We start from the raw sequence: 19,276 nt of genomic DNA, 5'->3' as shown, positions 1-19,276 counted from the left end.
GCCTTGAGTCCGCTCGCGACCACTTGAACGACTACGTGCCTTGGTATAACACCAGCCACAAACACTCCGGCATCGCGTTGTTCTCGCCGCAGGAAGTCCACGATGGCTCGTGGCGACGGGCCCATTTCACGCGCGACCTCGCTCTGCAGAGATACCACCGCAAGCATCCAGAACGGTTCCGCGCACGACCCACAACCCCAGCCCCAGCCCCAGCCCCAGCCGGCATCGTCGGGATCAATCATCGTCCCGACAAAAACGTCAAAAACTAAGCCAGATGACTCCACACAGCTTGACATCGCGCGCACCACGCATTCTCTTCATTACGCCGATTTCCGCTTCACCTCCATAGCGAATGCTGGTGCATTACCTCAAACTAGTCCTAACGAATGCCCACAATGGGCGGTAGAATAATGGGAAGCAACGTTCAAGTTTGCTTCCGCAGTGGTCCATCGAGCCCGCCGGCATTGAGACGACGGAAGGTTGCGCCCTTCAGTTTGGGCGTCTGAAAGCGCAATTTACGTGAACCGCGTGAAATTCTCGCGGCTTCAAGCCGTGATTGGGGACATCGAGATATGACACGGAATTCACGAACTCCACTTCAAGGTCGGAATCGCATCTAATGGCTGGCCTCATTGTGCACGAGTGGTTGGAAACTCACGGTGGTGCAGAAAAGGTGATGGTAGAAATCGCCAAGGCGTTCCCCGACGCACCGATTCACGCGTTATGGGATGACGCGCCGCTGCGGTTTGAATCGGGCCGAGTGCAAGAGTCCTGGCTGGCCCAGACCCCCCTGCGACGAAGAAAAGACCTGGCGTTGCCTCTCATGCCGCTGACCTGGCGCAAGATGGGGACGGCTGACGCTGATTGGATTCTGTGTTCGTCACACCTCTTCGCTCATCACGCCCGTTTCACTGGCAGTGCACGGGACGCGCCAAAACTCGTGTACGCATACACACCTGCGCGGTACATCTGGAACCCGGAACTGGACGCACGCGGAGCAAATCCTCTCGTGAAGTCAGTCGCACCCATATTTCGTCGTATAGACAGAAAGCGCGCCGCCGAAGCTCAATCCATAGCTGCTATAAGCAACTTCGTTCGTGCGCGAATCAACACTTCATGGCATCAAGACTCACGGGTGATTTATCCTCCCGTTGATGTCAAACTTTTCGCTGACGATTCGCTCGATGGACTGACGGATTCAGAACGTGAGTACTTAGATAAAGTCATCCCAAAAGAATTTGTACTCGGAGCATCGCGGTTTATCCCCTACAAACGACTGGAGGATGTAATTGCCACTGGCAGGGCGCTACGCCTTCCGACCGTGATTGCGGGATCCGGTCCGCAAGAGCAGTTCCTGCGCGACTACGCCACGGAGCATGGGAGGGAAGTCACTTTCGTGATTCAGCCATCGCTGCCTCTGTTGCGAGAACTGTTTCGAAGGGCACTCGTTTTCGTCTTTCCACCAGTCGAAGATTTCGGCATTGTCCCCGTCGAGGCCATGGCTGCCGGCACCCCGGTTATCGCGCTCAACCGGGGCGGAGCAGCCGAAACCGTTGTTAACGGCCATACCGGGGCTCTCGTTCCCGACTTTAAGAAAAGCGCTCTACTTCAGGAAGCTTTTCTCCTGAGTCAAACTGCGAACGCTGCAGATTGCAAACGTAGAGCATTCAAATTTGACGCTCCTGTCTTCGCAGCAGCTCTCACGGATTGGGTGCGCGAAGAGACAGGTACCCTCGCTGCTGGCGAATCCCTCATCAAGACCCCCCTCGAGAGTTACGCAAACTAGCCGCAGACCTGACTCTGTCGCATCGTTTGCCGATTGCGACGTCGACGCGACAGAGTCAGAACGGTGCGACACCGAGTAGGTACAGCGAAGCGCTCGACGCATGGGGGTATCGCTTTGTCGAGCAAACCAAAGATCTAGTGTTTATGAACGAAGCACTAGCCGCTCAGTAACTCCAAGTCGTGGCGCGCCATCCGTGAAACGAGCTCCGCGAAATTGACAGTCGGTTTCCAACCGAGCGCCGACCTTATTTTCGACGCATCGCCACGCATCTCATGCGGATCGGCCGGGCGCACAAAACGCTGGTCTATTCCCACGAAGCGTTCCCAGTCTTCGATGTCAATGGCTGCGAAGGCGGCTGTCACAAAATCTCGGATCGAGTGCGATTGTCCCGTTGCGATGACGTAATCATCCGCCACCGTCGCATTGCTCATAAGCAAGAGTGCATCGACGTAGTCAGGTGCCCACCCCCAGTCACGCTTCAAGTCAAGGTTGCCTAAAAGGAGTTTCTCGGACGAGCCGCTTGCAAGCGCGGCAGCCGCCATCGTAATCTTGCGCGTTACAAAGGTCGGGGGGCGCCGCGGGGACTCATGATTGTACAAAATTCCCGAAGAGGCGTGCATCCCTCTAGCGCGAAATATGGCCACCGCTTGATGGGCATACGTCTTCGCGAGGCCATACGGTGATATTGGGCTAAATGGCGTGCGTTCCGTTTGGGGGACTTCCTGGGAGTCGCCAAATATTTCAGAACTCGACGCTTGCACGAAGCGTACTTCGCGGCCGGCAGACTCCTGAAAGCGCCAGGCCGCCTCAAGAAGCGCCACAGCGGCAAGACCGCTAATCTGGCCAGTCGCGACAGGATTTGCCCACGAATAAGCCACCGAGCTGATGCCACCGAGATTGAAGATGACGTCTGGTTCGGATTCGATGACTAAGCGATCTAAAAAATCCAAGTCAGCCAGGTCCCCTACGTGGGTACACACCGACAGCAGGCCAGATTGCGGCCGACTCAAATCGTCCGCGCGAACCAAAGCATGGACCTCCCAGCCTAGGGCCTGAAGTCTTTCCACGAGATAGCTGCCATCCTGACCTGTGATTCCTGTCACCAGCGCCCGAGGCATAGTCATTCTCTAGTGAACCAGCACAGACTGCTCAGCCAGGTCATTTTCGACCATCATCTGAACCAACGTTTTGAACGAAACCGTAGGAGTCCACCCAAGCACGTCTCGGGCCTTCTTGGGGTCTCCGATCAGCAAATCAACCTCGGCCGGCCGCATAAAGCGCGGATCCTGTCTGACATACGGAGCCCAGTCATCAATCCCGGCCGCTTCAAACGCCACATCTAGCAGATCTCGAATGGAGTGGGTCTCGCCGGTGGAAATTACATAATCATCAGCGACCGGTTGCTGCAGCATACGCCACATCGCATCTACGTAGTCGCCTGCGAAGCCCCAGTCCCGTTTGGCGTCTAGGTTGCCCAAAGTCAGTTCAGTTTGCATTCCCAGCCTAATGCGACTCACTGCCTGAGTAACCTTGCGAGTGACAAACTCCGGCCCACGGCGCGGCGACTCATGATTAAATAGGATGCCGCTGCTTGCATGCATGCCGTAGGACTCGCGGTAGTTGATGGTCATATAGTGCCCGAACACTTTGGCCACCCCATAGGGCGATCGCGGCCATAGAAGCGTGTTCTCGCGTTGCGGTACGTCTTGCACCTTGCCAAACATCTCTGACGACGAGGCTTGGTAAAAACGCACTTTAGAGATGTCATCGCCAGCGTAGAGGCGTGTGGCTTCGAGAATATTGAGCACGCCCTTGCCTGTGACATCCGACGTCATCGAGGAATTTTCCCAGGAGTACGCCACAAATGAGATAGCTCCAAGGTTGTAGACCTCGTCAGGCTGGGCAATGTTGAGCACACGAGCGAGGCTCGAGACATCTGTGAGATCACCGTTGAGCAGCTTCACGTCAGGAACGGTCTGACGAACAAGATCGAGCTTCGGGTTGTTCTGCCCCCTGATCAGTCCGTAGACCTCATATCCCTTGCTCAAAAGCAATTCGGACAGATACAGGCCGTCTTGTCCTGTTATTCCTGTGACTAACGCACGAGGCATATTCGTTTCCACTTCTCATCAGACTCGGAGCGCTCGACTGCGAATTCCGAAAAGTTCCCGTTCCCGCAACGCAGGCCGGCGGAGAGGCCGTCCAATATTTTGTTCCCCGGACATTACAATAGCGCAGCAGCGCGGCGCCCAAAGCTCAGCTCTCATCTGTTCGGACGAAGGAGCGTTGCATTCGGAGGGACGGTTAATGATTCTTAGCGATCCAAAGTGTATTCGGAGTCGGAAATCCGCTAGCTTAGAGGGGTGAGCGGGCCGATGTAGTGCGCCAAATCTTGGAAATTTAAGCCTCGATTCACCGTTCAAGTTGTGGTTGAGACGACGCGGTGTACAGAAAAGGCCCCCAAGCCCTTGGCCAGCACGTGATGAAGTCACTCCTCTATAAGCAATTTCCGCACTCACAAAAATTGACTTGACAGGCCCTCAGACCTTCACCGTCCGGCCGCACCCGGATGGTAGAGAGATGTCGACGACTAATCTGGTCAAGGCCCACCCATCGCGAGAGACCTCCAACTTCACCATTACCCGCAAGGTCCGCCTGCTCGAGGTGTCCCGCTCGGGATATTACGTCTGGCTCGACCGGAAGCCATCGGACCGCATGATTCGGCGGGAGGGCATCGAGCAGAAAGTGGCGTGGTTCCACGGCGACTCCGACGAGGTCTACGGATCCCCAAGGATCCTCGCTGACCTCCGCGCCGACGGGGAGACCATCTCCCGCAAGACCGTCGCCAAGGCCATTCAACGCCTCGGATTGGTGGGCATCTGCCCGAAGAAGTGGAAGACCACCACGATCACTGACCACGCCGACGCCTACCCGATCGACGCAGTCAAGCGGGAATGGGACACCGGGGCCCTGAACCAGATCTGGGTCGGTGACATCACCTATCTGAGAACCTGGGAGGGATGGGTCTACCTGGCGACCGTGATCGACGTCCACAGCCGCCGAGTGATCGGCTGGGCCATCGCCGCCCACATGAGGACCGACCTGATCGAGGACGCCCTCGTGATGGCCATGACACTGCGCGGAGACAGGCCGCCGCAGGTCATCTTCCACAGCGACCGCGGCACCCAATATGCCTCGGCCCAGATCACCGCGTTCGCGATCAAGAATGGCATCACCCGCTCGATGGGATTGACCGGAATTTGCTGGAACAACGCCATGGCCGAGAGCTTCTTCGCGACGCTGAAAACGGAGTTCTACTACCGCAGAGTGTGGCCCACCCGCGACCGCGCCACCCGCGAAGTCGGTGCCTGGATCGAGGACCACTACAACCGTCGACGCCGGCACTCCTCGATCGGTGGAGATGTCAGCCCAGTCGATTTCGAACTGCAAGACTCATCACAGACCGCGGAAGTTCAACTCGCCGCTTAACCCGTGTCCACTACCCAGGGGCAAGGCCACACGGGGGTGAGCAAGGAGGGATCTACCATGAGAGTGCTGGGGCAAGCCAAAAACATCAAGCCTTTGCCTCGTCTCACTGCAGCTAGCTGATGGCGTCAGCTGCTCGTTTTGCAATCAGTTGGCCATACAAGCTAGCGTGCGCGAGGGCCGCCCGCTCCCAAGAGAACGTTTCTGCATGCCGTCTACATTCGTCTGGAGAGGGGCGCTTTCCTCGAAAGGCCGAGACGATTCGTGCTCCCAAGGCGCCTGAATCATTCGGACGTACAACCAGCGTGGGATCGAGGCCATTAACTGAATCCGGAAGACCGCCGCAGTCCGTGACAATGGCCGGAGCTCCCGTAGCAAGGGATTCAAGCGCAATCAAACCAAAACCCTCCAGTGCAAGGCTCGGGACCACAGATATGGTCGCGCGTTCATATGCACGGGACAATTCAGAGTCGGACAACCTTCCAGAGAGAGTAATGGACGCACCCAATCCGAGCGACACGACTAGGGCTTTGAGCTCAAGTTCCATGGAACCGGTGCCGACAATTTCGAGTCTTGCTTCCGGGATTTCGGAAACCACAAGTGCCCAAGATCGAATCAAAACATCGATTCCCATTCGCCGCTCAAGTCGACGAACGCAGATCGCCCACGGAAGATTTCCCTTCCGATCAGCTTCAACTTGGGAGAACTGGCTTAGGTCAACACCGGGGGGGATGACGCTAATTGCCGATGAATCGACTGAGTAATCATCGGATAATATCTTGGCGAACCTGTCGCACAGAACTATAAAGTGATCGTCTTGGGCGTACACAAATCGTTCAAAAATGCGTTTACAGGTCACGGCAAGACTGCTTGCACCAGTGGCTTCGCTCTCGCTGGCCCACGGCCCCTGAAAATGGCGCACATAAATGGTGCCCGATTTCTTGCGTGGTCTGGCATTATACAGTGCAAAATGTGTGTCGACGATATCGGTCGAAACGCCGACGTCTTGCCTCGAGGCAAGGAACCTCGACGCGGTTGATTGGTCGAGACGCCCCCAGGACCGTCCCCAGGGCGCCGCATCCCCAAATGCCACCGCATGGACCTGGACGTTAGCAACTTCCCCAAGGGACTGCGCTAAGCATTCAAAGTAGCGATTCAAGCCACCAGCACGCGTTGAAAACCACTCAGCCCCGTTCATTGATATCTTCACGCAACTCCGTCCGAAATCTTCGACTCCTCTTGGAGCACCTCAGGAAAGCCGAGAACGCTGCGGAAAATTGTGTCAAATTTTTTCACAATCTCACTGTCACTGTACGAAATCGCCGCCACCTGACCGTTCTCAACCAGGCTTTTCCTAAGCTCTGGACTCTCGAGGAGGTGTCGAAGCGCATTCGCCAATGAGATGGAACTGCCGCGTGTAAAAAGAAGACCGGATTCCTCGTTCAAGATCTCGGCTGGCCCGCCGCTATCAGGGGCCACAACCACGAGACCATAACTCAGCCCCTGCACGATCACTTGGCCGAATGGTTCTGGCCGAACGGAAGCATGCACGAGGACGTCATTACTGAGGAGTAGCGGTGCGATTTGGGCCACCTGGCCCACGAATTCAACTGAGAAGGGCAGGAGCTTTGCCCGAGACTTTAATTCAGCTGCGTATTTGTCTGGCCCCAAAATCGCGGAGCCCGCTATGGTCAAGATGAGGTCTCTTTCACCAAAGTTCTCTTTGGCGAGGATTTCAAGAGCGTCCAGCACAAGATGTACACCTTTCCACTTCACGAGCCGGCTGAGAGATAAGAGACGCAAGGGACGCGCATCTGTTCTCTCGACTCTGCCTCGGTGTTCATTCCCCGTGGTACCGGAAAATGAATGGGCAACGGTGGTTAGTAGCCCCTGAAACTTCTCTGGAACTGTCGAGGCAGTCCAGCGGCTATTTGGAACGATTGCCTTCGTTCGACTCAGAACCAACCAATTGATGATGGCGCGCTTAAGCGGTGAAAGCGACTGCCCGTCGATACCGTCGTGTAGGAGCAGGACGTGTTCTTGGTGCCGCCCCTTCAAGAGAACAACGTAGATTCCGACACGAAGTGTGTTTGACACAATGAGGGACTGCTTGTGGCGTCGGAGAACTGTTCGCAGAAAATGGAGCTGTTGAATTGCTCCGAGGCTCCTATCAGGAGCGAGAACGACGGTCCTTCGAGGGAATGCGAGCCGTCCGTCGTTTTTCTGAAGGAACGCGAAAGTCGCATTCAATTTCGACAGGCCCGCGAAATGCGTGAGAGCAAGCTCCGCACCTCCGGGAAGGGTAGTATGATCCACGATCAGTAGCGAGGCGTCAACGGCATCTACAGTTTCCGGCAGTCGACGTGAAAACGAACTCCGAATCCGATGAATCTTCAATTTGATCAAGCTCCAGCTAGCGTTTTTTTGTAGCAGAATACAACTCGTAACTGTCTCAGTTTACTTTGTGTTGAAGAACGATTTTTTATTGTATAAGGCCGATTATGATGGGCTGTCGCGCCGGTAGCTCGGAATGAACTGCTGCTGTGGGAGACTGGTTCGAGTATTGGCGTTTTGCCCCGGGAATTCGAATACGCGATTTAGAGCTTGGCAGGCTTGCCTTCAAGACAAACGCGCCCCACGTCGGCAGAGACGTTAAGCCTGTCTGATAGCTGTGTTCCGGGTGCGGCACGCCCCTACGACTCAGGGTTGGGTGAGGCCAGTCCCTCAGAGCGAGTCCGCCGTTTGGCGTAGGGCGAGAATCAGGAATCATCACCATGTCCAGCCCATCTTTGATCGCCGTGCGCGACGATAGCCATATGAGTAGTACCGGACCCCGAGCTGGTGGTCCGACCTCGAGAAGGTCGTTCACCCCAGCGCAGAAGCTTGCTTACCTCGCCGCGTATGACGCGGCCATCAAGAACCATGAGGGCGGCGCGTATCTGCGCACCGAGGGGTTGTACTCCTCGCAGATCACCGAGTGGCGCAAGCTGCGTGACGCCGGCGTTCTCGCGGGGAAGAAACCCGGCGAGAAGATTGGCCGGTTAACGCCGGAACAAGCTGAAATCGCCCGGCTGCGCCGCCAGCTGAGCAAGACCGAGCAACGCTTGGAAACGACGGGGGTGGCGCTGGAGATCATGTCAAAAATGCACGAGCTACTCGAAAGTCTTTCGAAGAGCTCGCGGGACGAAACACCGCGCGCGTTGCCGTAATGACCGCCTACCGCGAACTGGCCAGCCGAGGAATCTCGACTCGCGTCGCGGCCGACCTGGTCGGGATCCCTCGAGCGACCGCCACCAGGAAACCACGCATCCCCATGGCCGGGCCAACACCAATACCGGCGAACGAGATCGATGATGCCGACCGTCGGCAGATTCTCGCCGTCGTCAATTCGAACTCGTTCGTGGACCTGCCGCCGATCCAGATCTACGCGCAGCTGCTCGACGTGGGCACGTACTTGTGCTCAATATTAACGATGTACCGGGTGTTGAACGAGAACAAGCAGGTCGAGGAACGCCGCCGCCTGGCCCGCCATCCGGCACGGGCGATACCCGAATTGATCGCCACGGGACCAGGGCAGGTGCTCAGCTGGGATATTACGAAGCTTGCCGGCCCGATCAAGGGGAAGTACTTCGATGCTTACGTGATGATCGATATCTACTCCCGCTACATCGTCGGCGCGTATGTTCACGCGTCGGAATCGGGCGAGCTGGCGGTGGAGATGATGAAAGAAATCTTCGGCATTCACGGCGTCCCGCAGGTCGTGCACGCTGACCGCGGCACGTCCATGACGTCCAAGACCGTCGCGGCGTTGCTGTCTGACCTGGAGATCACCAAGTCGCATTCGAGGCCGCGGGTGAGTAACGATAATCCCTACAGCGAGGCGTGGTTCAAGACTCTCAAATTCGCTCCGACGTTCCCCGAACGCTTCGACTCCCTCGCCGACGCGAAGACGTTCATGGCCTCGTTCGTCGATGGCTACAACCACGAGCATCGTCATTCCGGGATCGGCCTGAACACGCCCGCCGACGTGCACTACGGCCTCGCGAAGGCGAAGGCCATCGAACGAGCAGCGACGTTGGACGCGGCCCGCGCACGCTTCCCCGAGCGATTCAGCACCAGCCACGCACCAAAGATCCTGTCCATGCCCGCGACGGCTTGGATCAACAAACCAGCCGATAAACCCACCGAGAACGACGGGCTCGAACTAGCCGCCTAAACTCCCACTGGCCTCATTCACCTTGACAAATTCCGCAGCGGCCTGCACCCGCACCACCCCTGGCTCCCTCGGAAGCCAATATTCACAAGAGCGGGCCCGATTATCAGCCCCGGCCCTGTGGTCCAAATCAGTCGGCACAACAGTGGAGACCCAGTACGACTGGGTCGAGCTGCCCGCCGTGCCTGCAGGGTGGCCGTGCCCGACGAAACGCGCCCACGTGCTCGTGGGATTCCTCGCGTACTCCGATGTCTGGCGGGCGGTAAGCTCCCGACCGGTCGACCGGTCGCCCTGCCCCACCTGCTGGCCGCGCTGACGCTTGCTGGGATTGCTGGGTGGCGTGCCGAAGACCTGGCGCTTTGACCGGATGAGCATGGTGTCGAAGGCGGAATAAGTGATCTAACGCCGTAGTTCACCGTTTCTCAAAGCACTACGCCGTCAGCGCCGTCGCCCGCCGGCCATTGCCTGTCGGAGAACCCCCTCATACTCCTCGAGAAGCCTCAACGGGGATGCTTGAATAAGGAGAGCAGAAATTGAATGACGAACTTGCGCCGCTTCCATCTCGCTTATGTCCGTACGTGTTGAAAGTCGTTGGGCAAGCACTGAAGCAAAATCGTTATCGTCAGGGACAATTTTCAATGCAAGACCTTCACCCACTAACGTCCTTAGGTATTCCGTTCCAGGATTCGATGACGCGACGACAGGTACGGAGAGAGAAAGTGCCTCGAAAACAGGTATACCGAAGCCTTCGTAAAGTGAAGGTGCCATCAGCACCCAGGCACGAGAAATCGTTCGGATCACCTCACTGTCGGAGGCGCCTGAGATGTGCGTCGTGGTGGACCGCCAAGAGGATACATCGGTGTCTGGGCCGATGACGGTGAGCTGTATGTGCGCCCCGAGAATTCGCCCAGCCCGTTCGACTGCATCTTCGACGAGCCACCCTCTCTTCCGTCCAGCGAAAGAACCAACGAAAACAACGGACCTTTCAATCGTGGAAAGAACGTCCGTAGGGCGTCGAACTTCAACGACCGGCGGCATGAGTGCATGGCAATCGAATCTGATGTACGAATCGGGGCCTATCGCTATGCGATGTTTCGTTGACGATTTTGATACCAGTTCAGTTGCGGCAAGTAGATAGTGATTCAACTTCCTTAGGCCCAAAGACGAGCGAGCTTCCGACAGGGACGAGCCGAGGAATGTCCTGATTATTGGAGTCCCGGCGCGCGACAAGGCCCAGTCATCTCCAAAGGAATGCAGCACGTCGAAGTCAAGCATCCTTAGCGCACTTCGCGCCCGAAAAGGAGCTAGGTAGAATCGGCCAAATCTTGACTTGGGACGGGCGATGTAAACCATACGAACTCCGTCGATGGGGGTCCCGTTTTCGAAAGTGACGACTGTTAAATTCACGTGCGAGGCAAGTGCAGTGGCAATCCTGAAGGCATACCTGGCTACGCCACCAGAGTGAACCGCGCTGGGCCATTCCAGACAAAGAAACGCAATGTTCAACATTCTTGATACTGCCTCGTGTTCTTAGACAACGTTTATCGCTTTCTATAGCCAGTGAAACTGACGGTCCATTGGGTTTTCTACCAGAATTGCTGCACACCGCTGCTCTGTCACTATGTCGAGACATTCGTTCACGGGACTGTAACCCGCATTTTCTCGGTCGCAATGAGCCAGCGCGAAATGAGCCGCATACGATTCGAATGAGGATGACGACAAGCGATTCCTGCCGCAGACAACAAAGCGATGAAATACGCACAAATATCCGAAGTGTCGCGTCCTGGTCGATGCTGGCCGTTGAACGAACGGCGACAGTTGATCCTATACATATAATAGAAGACTTCCGTTGCGCCGTGTCTTCGCTTGCGGGTGCACTTGTTTCTGTGCGCTTCGCACGGTGTGGCGCGTCTGGTCGAAGAGTCTGTGCCGACATTCGGTTTGGACCGGTCTCCACGAGTGGGTCTATATCGGCTGAGAGTTTTTGCAGCAGCAGGCGAGTGGGCAATGACCAATGATCGAATGGGGGAAACCTGATGGCCAAGCTTCCGCCACGCCAGCGTGAGGCGGCTCGAACGAAAAGACTTTGGTTGCGCGCTGCTCCAAGTGGTTTCATGGGGACCACGTTCGTGACTTACGTCGGAATGGGCCTGAGCCTCTTGTCGGCACCTATCATCGCCCGGACGCTTGGTGCTGATGGTAGAGGCTTGTTGGCCGCCGCGTTCGTGTCCATCCAGTTGCTATCGTGGACTGCCTTCTTAGGACTTCCTCGCACGCTAGCCGTTGCAGCAACGCAAAGACGGCTCGTCTCGCGGTCCGGGCTGTTGTCAACCACTCTGCTTGGCGTGGTGAGCACCATTCTCGCCCTAAGCACCGCGGACGTTGTGGCAAATGGGAATGATCAGCTGGCACTCCTGATCCGCATAGCGGCACCTCAGCTATTATTTGCTGGGTTAGCTCAGTTGGGAATGGAATACGCCCTTTCCAAGGGCCGTTTTGCCCTTTGGAATACACTCCGATCCAGTAACCTCATACTTCCCTCCGCCGCAGTTTTGGTTGCATTCTCGTTCGGAACTCTAACTTTTGAGTTTGTCTACGCGGCGACGCTCTTTGGACAAGTGCTGACGATCATCCTCGGATCGCTGATATGCATTCCCCTCTTTCGGAGGAGTGGCCGAGTAAGAGTACCGTGGAGATTCACCCTGCAATTTTGGTCTACATCAGCGGTGGATGCTGTTGGCGGTCGGATTGACCAGCTCCTGTTAGCGGCGATGGCACCACCAAATGTTCTGGGAGTATACGCAGTCGCCGTCACGTGTGCTTCTGCGGCCGCTGGAGCTACTCAGGCCATTAACGACATAACCTTTTCTCGTTTCTTGAATGCGGAAATGAAGTCGGACTCCTCTACGTTGCGATCTCGGAGTCTTGTCGGACTGGCAGCCTCACTCACTTCGGGAATTCTGGTTGTGGTTTTGATCAGTCTGCTTGCGGTGCCTCTGTTCGGCACTGATTTCGAAAGTCTCCCGACGGTAAGCGCCATTCTGATTATCTACCAGGGCATAACGGACCAGTGGAACTTGCGCACCTACTTGGACTCCGCTTCGCTCAACGGTCGAGGTCTGGCCGTGTCTTCGGTTATCGGTTTGGTAGCGCTGGTGGGTGGGCTTGCGATATTTCTACAATTCGAGTCCTTAAATGGATCGGTCATGGCAATGTGCATGGTTGCCATGGCCCTCGTGCGGTTGACTTCACGTGCGATATTTCGAAAGGTACAGGATCGTAGTCTTCGAACTACCGGACTCAGCCCTGATGCCTAAGCCTCCATCCACCGGTCAAACCTGGTTGAGCGAGGCCGCCCTGAGCTGCCGCGGATATCTCGGACAGTGGGCCCTCTTAAAATGAGGGTCCACTGAAAGTAGAGATCAGCATGGCCGCAGCACGTAGGCGTTTCACCCAGGAATTCAAGGACGAGCTATGCCGCGAGGTGATCAACACCTCCAAACCGATCAAGGACGTCGCCACCGCATATGGCGTCGGCCCCGAGACGCTCCGCAACTGACTCAACAAATATCGCGAGGCCAACGGCGGCACGGAAGCGGATCTGACGGTCTCGGAACGGGCTCGTCTGAAGGAGCTCGAGCGGGAAGTTCAGGAGCTGCGAGCGGAGACCGCCTTCTTGAAAAAGCCAGCGCTTACTTCCCGCGGGAGCAGCGGTAGCGAGCAAGTACGAATACATCGACTCCCAAAAATCTGAGCCCACCAACCAGAATTCGGTGGCGAAAATGTGCCTCTGGCTGGCCGTGTCGACGTCCGGTTTCTATCACTGGGCGACACGCCCGCAGTCCGCTACATGAACGCGGCGTATTTGCGGAGGAACTTCCCGGACCCGCCGGAAGTCTTGGGCGGCGACCCAGGCTTCCTCGAGGTCGGGCATGCGGACGGAGTGGGCGAGGATGCGGTGCTCGCAAGCGCGTTTGGCGATCGCGCATCCCAGATATGACTTTCCCAACCCGGTGAACCCCTGGAAGACGACGTTCTGTTGTCGGGTCAGGAACGAGCAGGTGCCGAGCTGGGTCAGCAATGGCCGGTTCAGACTGCGCTCGTCGAGCAGGTCGATGCGGCGCAAATCCGCGTTCGGATAACGCAGCCCCGCCCGTCGGATCCGCCCGGCGACCTTGGAGTGCGTGCAGGTGGAGCCGGTGTCCTCGACGACCAGCCGGACGCGTTCTTCGAACGACAAGCTGATCGAGAGTGTCTCGTCCGGGGTGTCGATCGCCTCGAGCAGCTCGCTCGCTCATCTCGCGGAGCTTCCGTTTGATCTCTCCGTCCAGGCGGCTCAACGGGTCCCTCCGGCGCAATAGGTGGGGGTTCGCATTCCGGTTGTCGACGCTCGTTGAAAAGTAGTCCGTTCGCCCTAGAACTCGCCGAGCGTTACTGGTCTACTTTTCGAGGAGCGCTGGCACTGGTCATCCTGAGTTGTTATGCGATGGATATGGCGTCACCGGCGTGACGACGCCTTCAGGATATGCTTCGGCATATGACACGAGGAAAAGTCCTACTTGGGTGCAATGGGATCGAGGATGCCAATGCGGGAATGGCCGGCACCGTGCTCGAGATCGGAAGAGAGCTGAGTGCGCGCGACTGGTCACCCGTGTATCGGTTCGCCAATGCCAAGGTGAACTACAGATTGGAACGACAGCTGACATACATGCGGCTACTCACCGCTTCTCTTCGCGAACGCCCCGATGCTGCGATCATCTCTTCTGGAGACGGTGCACTCATCTCGGCATTGCACCCTCGCTTGCCCCTTATCGTTCACTCCCACGGGCTCGAGCACCAGATGCGAGAAGCGAGCGTCGCTCATGGACTGCCGAATATGTTTGGTCGAGGCCACCGATATATTCGAGAGCCTGCCGTCGCTTTCAGCTCGCGGCGCGCTGACGCTCTCGTCGTGCAAACGAACGAGCAAGTTCACTCCGCGATTGAGCACTACGGTGCGCTGCCTGAGCGAGTTCTAGTCATCCCGAACGCGGTCGACGATGCGTTCTTTGACATACCTCGCAGTCCAGCCGAAGCGCCGACTGTGCTTTGGATTGGTAGCTGGATTCCCCTAAAAGGTATCGCGACCGTGCCTAGTATCTTTTCGGAACTCCGTCGCCTCGTACCGGACGCGCGGTTGCACCTGCTCGGAACAGGAATATCTTCCGAAGAGGTCTTGGCCGACTTTGCTGCGGCTGAACGAGACTCCGTGACGGTCACCCCGCGAGCTAGCAGAGACGAGGTCCGGGAAGCCCTAAGCGAGGCACACGTCGGTTTGTTCACGAGCATGTTCGAAGGTTTTGGCCGCGCCATCATTGAGACAACTGCGGCCGGCGTTCCGTTGGTTTCAACGAAGGCGGGCATTGCAGCTGACGTAGTCAATCGCGGGAATGGGGTGCTTTTTGACGATGGCGATTACGAGGCTGCGGCCCATGCGTTGGCTGGCTATCTCACGAACACCGACTCCGCGACGGCCCACGGAAGTGCTGCACGAGAAGCCTCCCAACGTTTCCGCTGGTCAGCAGTGGGAGAGCAATGGGATGAACTGCTGGTACGTGTGGTCAACAATCATAAGTCATGAAATGCGGCCGAGCAGTGGTGCTCCCTGATCTGCGCGTATGTAATCTTCGAGCACATGCCAAAGGCTGCAAACTGCAGGACTAAATCGGTGCGAAACGTGTGCTGGCGATTGCCGGAGATGAAGCCGACTGTCGTCTGAGATAGCCTCAGCGTGTGAGAGGACGTGCGATTGAAGCAGAGCGGACTTTCGCACCCGGATGTCAAGGACTGCGAGGCGTGGCCATTCTCCTGAGATCTTCGACCACGTGCTTGGCAAGTACCAACCCATCCGGGCGCTGGCAGCCTTTTTTTGGTTCTTCCATTTCGGAGTCATCGGCGTCGAGTGATTCTGTGCCATCAACAGGTCCTAATCACGGGGAATCTCTTGCGCGAGCGAGAAGCTAGTGGTCGGATTGGTTTGCGCAAGTAGGCAAAGATCGGTACAAAAACGATGCAAGTTTATAAAAGATTGCTAGCAGTCCCGTGACTCTATCCGAACTGGCCTGTACCACTCACCGAGGCAGACCAAAGAAAACTGGTGAAAAAATGATCATTCTGCGGAATGTGTCGAAATCCCAGGGTTGGGTCGATGGATAATTCCGACAAACTATAATTTGGTTTGGTCTTGACGCCACCAAAACAGCGGCCCTGCTGGAAATGAACGTGTTCACAAGTAAACACGCTGTCCTGAGCGTGGATGAAGGATGTGCACCGAAATGAGGATTACCGTCGTTAGTTCACACTTTCCTCCCGCTACCGGGGGCGTTTCAGATTACACACTGGAATGGTGTCGTGCTATGCAGGTTCTCGGGCATGACCTCACAGTCATCACGTCCACGCCGGATGCCGCTCATGCGGGCATAGCCATTGAGCATTTCACTCGACGCTGGGATGTCTCTGGAGCCGGTCAGCTCATCGGGCTCGTGCAAAGTTCGCGGCCGGACGCGCTAGTTGTGCAGTACGTACCACACGCGTACAGCGCAAGGGGCGGCGGGCTTGCCGTCGCGCTCTTGCTGAGGAGGCTCGCCCGCTCGATTTCGGTGCCCATGGTGGTAAATGCCCATGAAGTGTATGGCGCGTGGACTGAGTCCGTAAAACGTGCCCCTTGGCATCTCAGTCAGCGCTTCGCTGCTGCCGTCTTGGCGTCGTCCGCAGAAGCGTTCGTGGTCACAGTTAAGCGGCGTCAGAACGCAATGAAGCGCCTCTTGTGGCCATGGAGTAAACGCGTGAAGCTCATCCAAATCGGCCCAACGGTTGCTGCCTATGAGCCAGACCCAGACTGGCGGTGCCGCCACGGTGTACTGGATGGCACATTCCTCATGACATCGTTCGGCTTGGGACATCCTACACAGGCCGTCACCCAGCTATCGGCTGTGCTCGACACCCTTGCCGCGGCCGGTGTGAACTCGCGTCTGTTCATTGCTGGCCGACTCGATGTCGACCACCCTTTAGTTACTCAGCTCGGATACATCAGCGCCGAGGATGCCTCCCAGCTGTTGGCCGCAGCTGACGTTTTCGTTCTGCCGTTGGCGGATGGGGTTTCCGGTCGTCGCAGCTCGGTGATCTCAGCTCTCGCCGTCGGGGCCACTGTTGCCACGACTGTTGGCTTGGACACGGACCTAGACCTGTTTAGCGGTGGAGGGGTGGCCATGTCTCCGGCTGGAGACCCCGACGCGTTCGCTGAGCTCGTCCTCAGGTTGGCTGCAAACCCGGAAACCCGGGCGCGAGTCGCCCGACTTGGTAGGGAGCTATTTGCATCAACCTTCGCCTGGCCCGTCGTTGCGAACGCATGGGCCGAATTGCTTGAGTGTGCTGTTGAGCAGCATACCCGAGGGCGAAATGCACACAGCGGATAGTTGTTCAAGGCCTCAATCGACCGAACGGTGGATCGAGGTATTCAACGCAGATTTTTGATCTTGTTGTGCGGTTGATGGTCGGTCGCGGAACGGCCGCTGCCTCGCCAGCTGCCTCCGTCAGGGATGCGGCCGAGTGTCTGTACGTCCGAGTAGAACGGCTCGTCGGGACGGTCGCGTTCATGGAGAATCGTGGTATCGCGAGAGCCGCGGATCGGCCCTCCGGTGACGGGATAGTGTCAGGCCACCGGCGGCAACTGCCAGCGGGGTAGGAATGGCCTGACCACATCGAGTGGCCACTGAGCTGCCGCGGGCATTTCGGACAGCGGAATTAGTGGATTCTTCTACGCTGCCAATGCTGGCTGGTGATAACCATAGTGGACTTCATTAGGCCTTCGATAACCGAGTGCGGAGTGCCGGCGGCGGCTGTTGTAGAACCCTTCGATATACCGGATGACGTCACTTCGAGCTTGTGATTTCGTCGCATAAGCAGTGCGGTAAACGCGCTCGTTTGTGAGCATTGAGAAGAAACTTTCGGCCATGCTGTTGTCCCATTACACGCCCGTGCGGCCCATCGAGGACCGCATCCCCAGTTCGGTCACCAGTGCCCGAAACTCGGCCGAGGTATACACGCTGCCGCGGTCGGAGTGCCAGATCGCGTCAGGCTCGATCTGGGTCGTCGCAGCGGCGTTGCGGAGGGCGTCGGCGACGAGCTCGGTACGCATGTGATCGGCGATGGACCAGCCGACGACCTTCTTCGAGTAACAGCCGATGACCGTGGCCAGGTAGATGAACCCTTGCCAGGTGTGGATGTACGTGATGTCCTATGCCGACCTTGGGGCTATGCCGATGATGCTGGTGTTGGTGCTGGTCAACAAGGTTTTGTGAGGTCGAGATGTCGGCATAGTCACAGGGCTGTGAGCCAGGCGAGGATGTCCGGTTCGGGGTGGTAGTTGCCGGGAGTGATGCCGAGCGGCCTGGTCCGTTCTATGGCAGCTTGCTTGATGGCCATGTCGGCGTGGAGGTAGGCGTCGGTGCTGTGCGTGTCGGCGTGACCGAGCCAGAGTGCGATGACGGCGACGTCGACCCCGCCGGTCAGGAGATTCATTGCCGTTGTGTGCCGCAGAGTGTGCATCGTGACGTGTTTGCCGGCGAGGCTGGAGCATGTGGTTCTCGCGGTGTTCAGATGTTTGGCGAGGCGGTGCTCGAGTGCGTCGCGGGAGAGGGCTTGTCCGTGAGGACCGCAGAACATCTCAGTTCCGGGCCGGGTCGCCCGTTCGGCGAGGTAGTGCTTCATAGTGTTCACGGTGGTGCGGGTCAGTGGGGTGGAGCGCTGGCATCGGCCTTTGCCGGTGCAGGTGACGTGAGGTCCAGCGCCGAGGTGGATGTCGTTGAGGGTCAGGGCGCAGAGCTCGCTGATCCGAAGGCCGGTCTGCACTGCTATGGCCAGCAGCGCATCGTCGCGTCGCCCGGTCCAGGTCTGGTGGTCGGGTGCTGCGAGTAGCGCGTCGACTTCTTCAGGGGTGAGGAATTCGATGACCGGCCTAGTGGTGCGTTTGGGAGGGATCGCGAGGACCTGCGTGATCGTGGCGGGGTGCTCGGGGTGGTCGGGAAGGGCGCGACCGAGCACGGCTCGGATCGCGGTCAGTCGGGTGTCGCGGGTCTTGGCGTTGTTGCCGCGGTCGTGTTCGAGGTGGTCGAGGAATCCAGCGACGTTCGTGACGGTGAGGGCAGCGAAATCGATCCTGTCTGTAGCAACACCGAGCGTGGCGGTCAGGTGTTTGAGGAGCATCCGCCAGGTGTCGCGGTAGGACGCGACCGTGTTGTTGGAAAGGTCACGCAGGGTGCGGGCGAAGGCAGTGAAGTAGGTTTGCAGGCTTGTGGCCAGGGCGTTCATGATGATTCTCCTTCTTTGGGAGCAGGGTCGAGCATGCCAGCGGCCAGCGCCATCAGCTCGCCGGTCGCGGTCAGATACCAGTAGGTGTGCGCGGCGTCGGAGTGCCCGAGCCAGGTGGCGAGCAACACATGCGCGAACACGCCGCGGACAATGCGGCATGACCCACGCCGGTGAGCGCGAGCTGAACTGCTGGCGCTCAACGGCAATACCCGGCGGCGCTGAATCGCAATACCCGCTGGCGCTCAATCGCAATAATTGGTGGCGCTCAAGGGGTCAAATACTCATTGGTCGGACCGGGCAATTTCGTGATGTCCTTCCTGGAATAACCGCGAAGCTCGCATTTGCCGTAGTTCCGGTCTGCATGCATGCACGCTACGTTCATGTGGCCGTCTCACTGCCCGCGGTGACGGCCCTGTATCCTCATGATGAGGTTGCGAGCAGGA

General features: G+C 57.6%; 15 protein-coding genes and 2 pseudogenes. 7 read left to right on the top strand and 10 right to left on the bottom strand.

Annotation, left to right across the window (positions count from 1 at the left end; translation table 11 throughout):
• Positions 1-242: hypothetical protein (locus tag E3T31_RS18075; RefSeq protein ID WP_206750323.1), on the bottom strand; the 242-nt coding region annotated here is incomplete at its 3' end.
• Between the two features lie 377 nt (positions 243-619).
• Here E3T31_RS18075 and E3T31_RS14835 point away from each other — a divergent pair.
• On the top strand, positions 620-1,786 hold the full coding sequence (locus E3T31_RS14835) for a glycosyltransferase (RefSeq protein ID WP_134469772.1): 1,167 nt from the start codon (positions 620-622) through the stop codon (positions 1,784-1,786).
• Positions 1,787-1,941: 155 nt separating this feature from the next.
• Here E3T31_RS14835 and E3T31_RS14830 read toward each other — a convergent pair whose 3' ends face one another.
• Positions 1,942-2,904 carry a GDP-mannose 4,6-dehydratase gene (locus E3T31_RS14830; RefSeq protein ID WP_198417036.1) on the bottom strand — a complete coding sequence of 321 codons (963 nt, stop codon included), beginning with the start codon at positions 2,902-2,904 and terminating at the stop codon, positions 1,942-1,944.
• 9 nt (positions 2,905-2,913) lie between these two features.
• Positions 2,914-3,897: a GDP-mannose 4,6-dehydratase gene (locus E3T31_RS14825; RefSeq protein ID WP_134469810.1), complete on the bottom strand. Its 984-nt coding sequence runs from the start codon at positions 3,895-3,897 to the stop codon at positions 2,914-2,916.
• 469 nt (positions 3,898-4,366) lie between these two features.
• Between E3T31_RS14825 and E3T31_RS14820 the strand changes: the two genes are divergently transcribed.
• A complete protein-coding gene (locus tag E3T31_RS14820; protein ID WP_134469768.1) occupies positions 4,367-5,275 on the top strand; it encodes an IS3 family transposase in 909 nt (302 codons plus the stop codon).
• A gap of 112 nt (positions 5,276-5,387) precedes the next feature.
• Here E3T31_RS14820 and E3T31_RS14815 read toward each other — a convergent pair whose 3' ends face one another.
• Positions 5,388-6,470 (bottom strand): glycosyltransferase family 4 protein, encoded by a 1,083-nt coding sequence (locus tag E3T31_RS14815; protein WP_134469766.1) that lies wholly within the window; start codon positions 6,468-6,470, stop codon positions 5,388-5,390.
• An 8-nt stretch (positions 6,471-6,478) separates the two neighbouring features.
• Positions 6,479-7,369, bottom strand: a complete 891-nt coding sequence (locus E3T31_RS14810; protein WP_166788523.1) for a glycosyltransferase — start codon at positions 7,367-7,369, stop codon at positions 6,479-6,481.
• A 719-nt stretch (positions 7,370-8,088) separates the two neighbouring features.
• On the opposite strand from E3T31_RS14810, the gene E3T31_RS14805 reads away from it, so the two are divergent.
• Positions 8,089-9,488, top strand: a protein-coding gene (locus E3T31_RS14805) for an IS3 family transposase (protein WP_134469808.1) whose coding sequence is annotated in 2 segments (ribosomal slippage) — positions 8,089-8,410 and positions 8,410-9,488 — 1,401 coding nt in all. Because the reading frame shifts where the segments join, the coding sequence is not laid out codon by codon here.
• A gap of 435 nt (positions 9,489-9,923) precedes the next feature.
• Here the strand turns inward: E3T31_RS14805 and E3T31_RS14800 are convergent.
• Entirely contained in the window at positions 9,924-10,994 is a 1,071-nt protein-coding gene (locus tag E3T31_RS14800; RefSeq protein WP_134469762.1) for a glycosyltransferase family 4 protein, read from the bottom strand.
• Positions 10,995-11,614: 620 nt separating this feature from the next.
• Between E3T31_RS14800 and E3T31_RS14795 the strand changes: the two genes are divergently transcribed.
• Positions 11,615-12,802 (top strand): oligosaccharide flippase family protein, encoded by a 1,188-nt coding sequence (locus E3T31_RS14795; RefSeq protein ID WP_206750322.1) that lies wholly within the window; start codon positions 11,615-11,617, stop codon positions 12,800-12,802.
• A 110-nt stretch (positions 12,803-12,912) separates the two neighbouring features.
• Positions 12,913-13,336, top strand: a pseudogene (locus tag E3T31_RS18415) (transposase); the annotation flags it as partial.
• Here E3T31_RS18415 and E3T31_RS14785 read toward each other — a convergent pair.
• Positions 13,306-13,725: an ATP-binding protein gene (locus E3T31_RS14785; RefSeq protein ID WP_241978023.1), complete on the bottom strand. Its 420-nt coding sequence runs from the start codon at positions 13,723-13,725 to the stop codon at positions 13,306-13,308. The pseudogene E3T31_RS18415 and the gene E3T31_RS14785 sit on opposite strands and share 31 nt — an antisense overlap.
• Before the next feature lie 297 nt (positions 13,726-14,022).
• Here E3T31_RS14785 and E3T31_RS14780 point away from each other — a divergent pair, with 297 nt between their 5' ends.
• Both E3T31_RS14780 and E3T31_RS18790 read left to right on the top strand, forming a co-directional pair.
• The gene (locus E3T31_RS14780; protein ID WP_166788522.1) at positions 14,023-15,105 is read left to right on the top strand and encodes a glycosyltransferase family 4 protein; all 1,083 of its coding nucleotides are present in this window, start codon (positions 14,023-14,025) and stop codon (positions 15,103-15,105) included.
• 682 nt (positions 15,106-15,787) lie between these two features.
• Complete coding sequence (locus tag E3T31_RS18790) at positions 15,788-16,939, top strand: glycosyltransferase family 4 protein (RefSeq protein WP_134469754.1); 1,152 nt, start codon at positions 15,788-15,790, stop codon at positions 16,937-16,939.
• A gap of 341 nt (positions 16,940-17,280) precedes the next feature.
• Here E3T31_RS18790 and E3T31_RS14770 read toward each other — a convergent pair.
• The 3 genes and pseudogenes from E3T31_RS14770 to E3T31_RS14760 all read right to left on the bottom strand — a co-directional run.
• Positions 17,281-17,760: pseudogene (locus tag E3T31_RS14770) on the bottom strand (IS3 family transposase); the annotation flags it as partial.
• A gap of 83 nt (positions 17,761-17,843) precedes the next feature.
• The gene (locus E3T31_RS14765; RefSeq protein WP_134469752.1) at positions 17,844-18,833 is read right to left on the bottom strand and encodes a tyrosine-type recombinase/integrase; all 990 of its coding nucleotides are present in this window, start codon (positions 18,831-18,833) and stop codon (positions 17,844-17,846) included.
• Positions 18,830-18,973, bottom strand: coding sequence for a hypothetical protein (locus E3T31_RS14760; RefSeq protein ID WP_198417034.1), 144 nt, complete (start codon positions 18,971-18,973; stop codon positions 18,830-18,832). The genes E3T31_RS14765 and E3T31_RS14760 overlap by 4 nt, the downstream gene beginning before the upstream one ends.
• Positions 18,974-19,276 lie beyond the last annotated feature (303 nt).

This window comes from Cryobacterium sp. TMS1-13-1 (assembly GCF_004403125.1).
GTDB classification, from domain to species: Bacteria; Actinomycetota; Actinomycetes; order Actinomycetales; family Microbacteriaceae; genus Cryobacterium; species Cryobacterium levicorallinum.
This window is presented reverse-complemented; position numbering and strand designations above follow the sequence as displayed.

What these genes read in the sequence shown, in the direction of transcription:
- E3T31_RS14835 (WP_134469772.1), top strand. Translation starts at nt 620, where the DNA reads ATGGCTGGCCTCATTGTGCACGAGTGGTTGGAAACTCACGGTGGTGCA.
- E3T31_RS14830 (WP_198417036.1), bottom strand. Translation starts at nt 2,904, where the DNA reads ATGCCTCGGGCGCTGGTGACAGGAATCACAGGTCAGGATGGCAGCTAT.
- E3T31_RS14825 (WP_134469810.1), bottom strand. Translation starts at nt 3,897, where the DNA reads ATGCCTCGTGCGTTAGTCACAGGAATAACAGGACAAGACGGCCTGTAT.
- E3T31_RS14820 (WP_134469768.1), top strand. Translation starts at nt 4,367, where the DNA reads ATGTCGACGACTAATCTGGTCAAGGCCCACCCATCGCGAGAGACCTCC.
- E3T31_RS14815 (WP_134469766.1), bottom strand. Translation starts at nt 6,470, where the DNA reads ATGAACGGGGCTGAGTGGTTTTCAACGCGTGCTGGTGGCTTGAATCGC.
- E3T31_RS14800 (WP_134469762.1), bottom strand. Translation starts at nt 10,994, where the DNA reads ATGTTGAACATTGCGTTTCTTTGTCTGGAATGGCCCAGCGCGGTTCAC.
- E3T31_RS14780 (WP_166788522.1), top strand. Translation starts at nt 14,023, where the DNA reads ATGACACGAGGAAAAGTCCTACTTGGGTGCAATGGGATCGAGGATGCC.
- E3T31_RS18790 (WP_134469754.1), top strand. Translation starts at nt 15,788, where the DNA reads ATGTGCACCGAAATGAGGATTACCGTCGTTAGTTCACACTTTCCTCCC.
- E3T31_RS14765 (WP_134469752.1), bottom strand. Translation starts at nt 18,833, where the DNA reads ATGAACGCCCTGGCCACAAGCCTGCAAACCTACTTCACTGCCTTCGCC.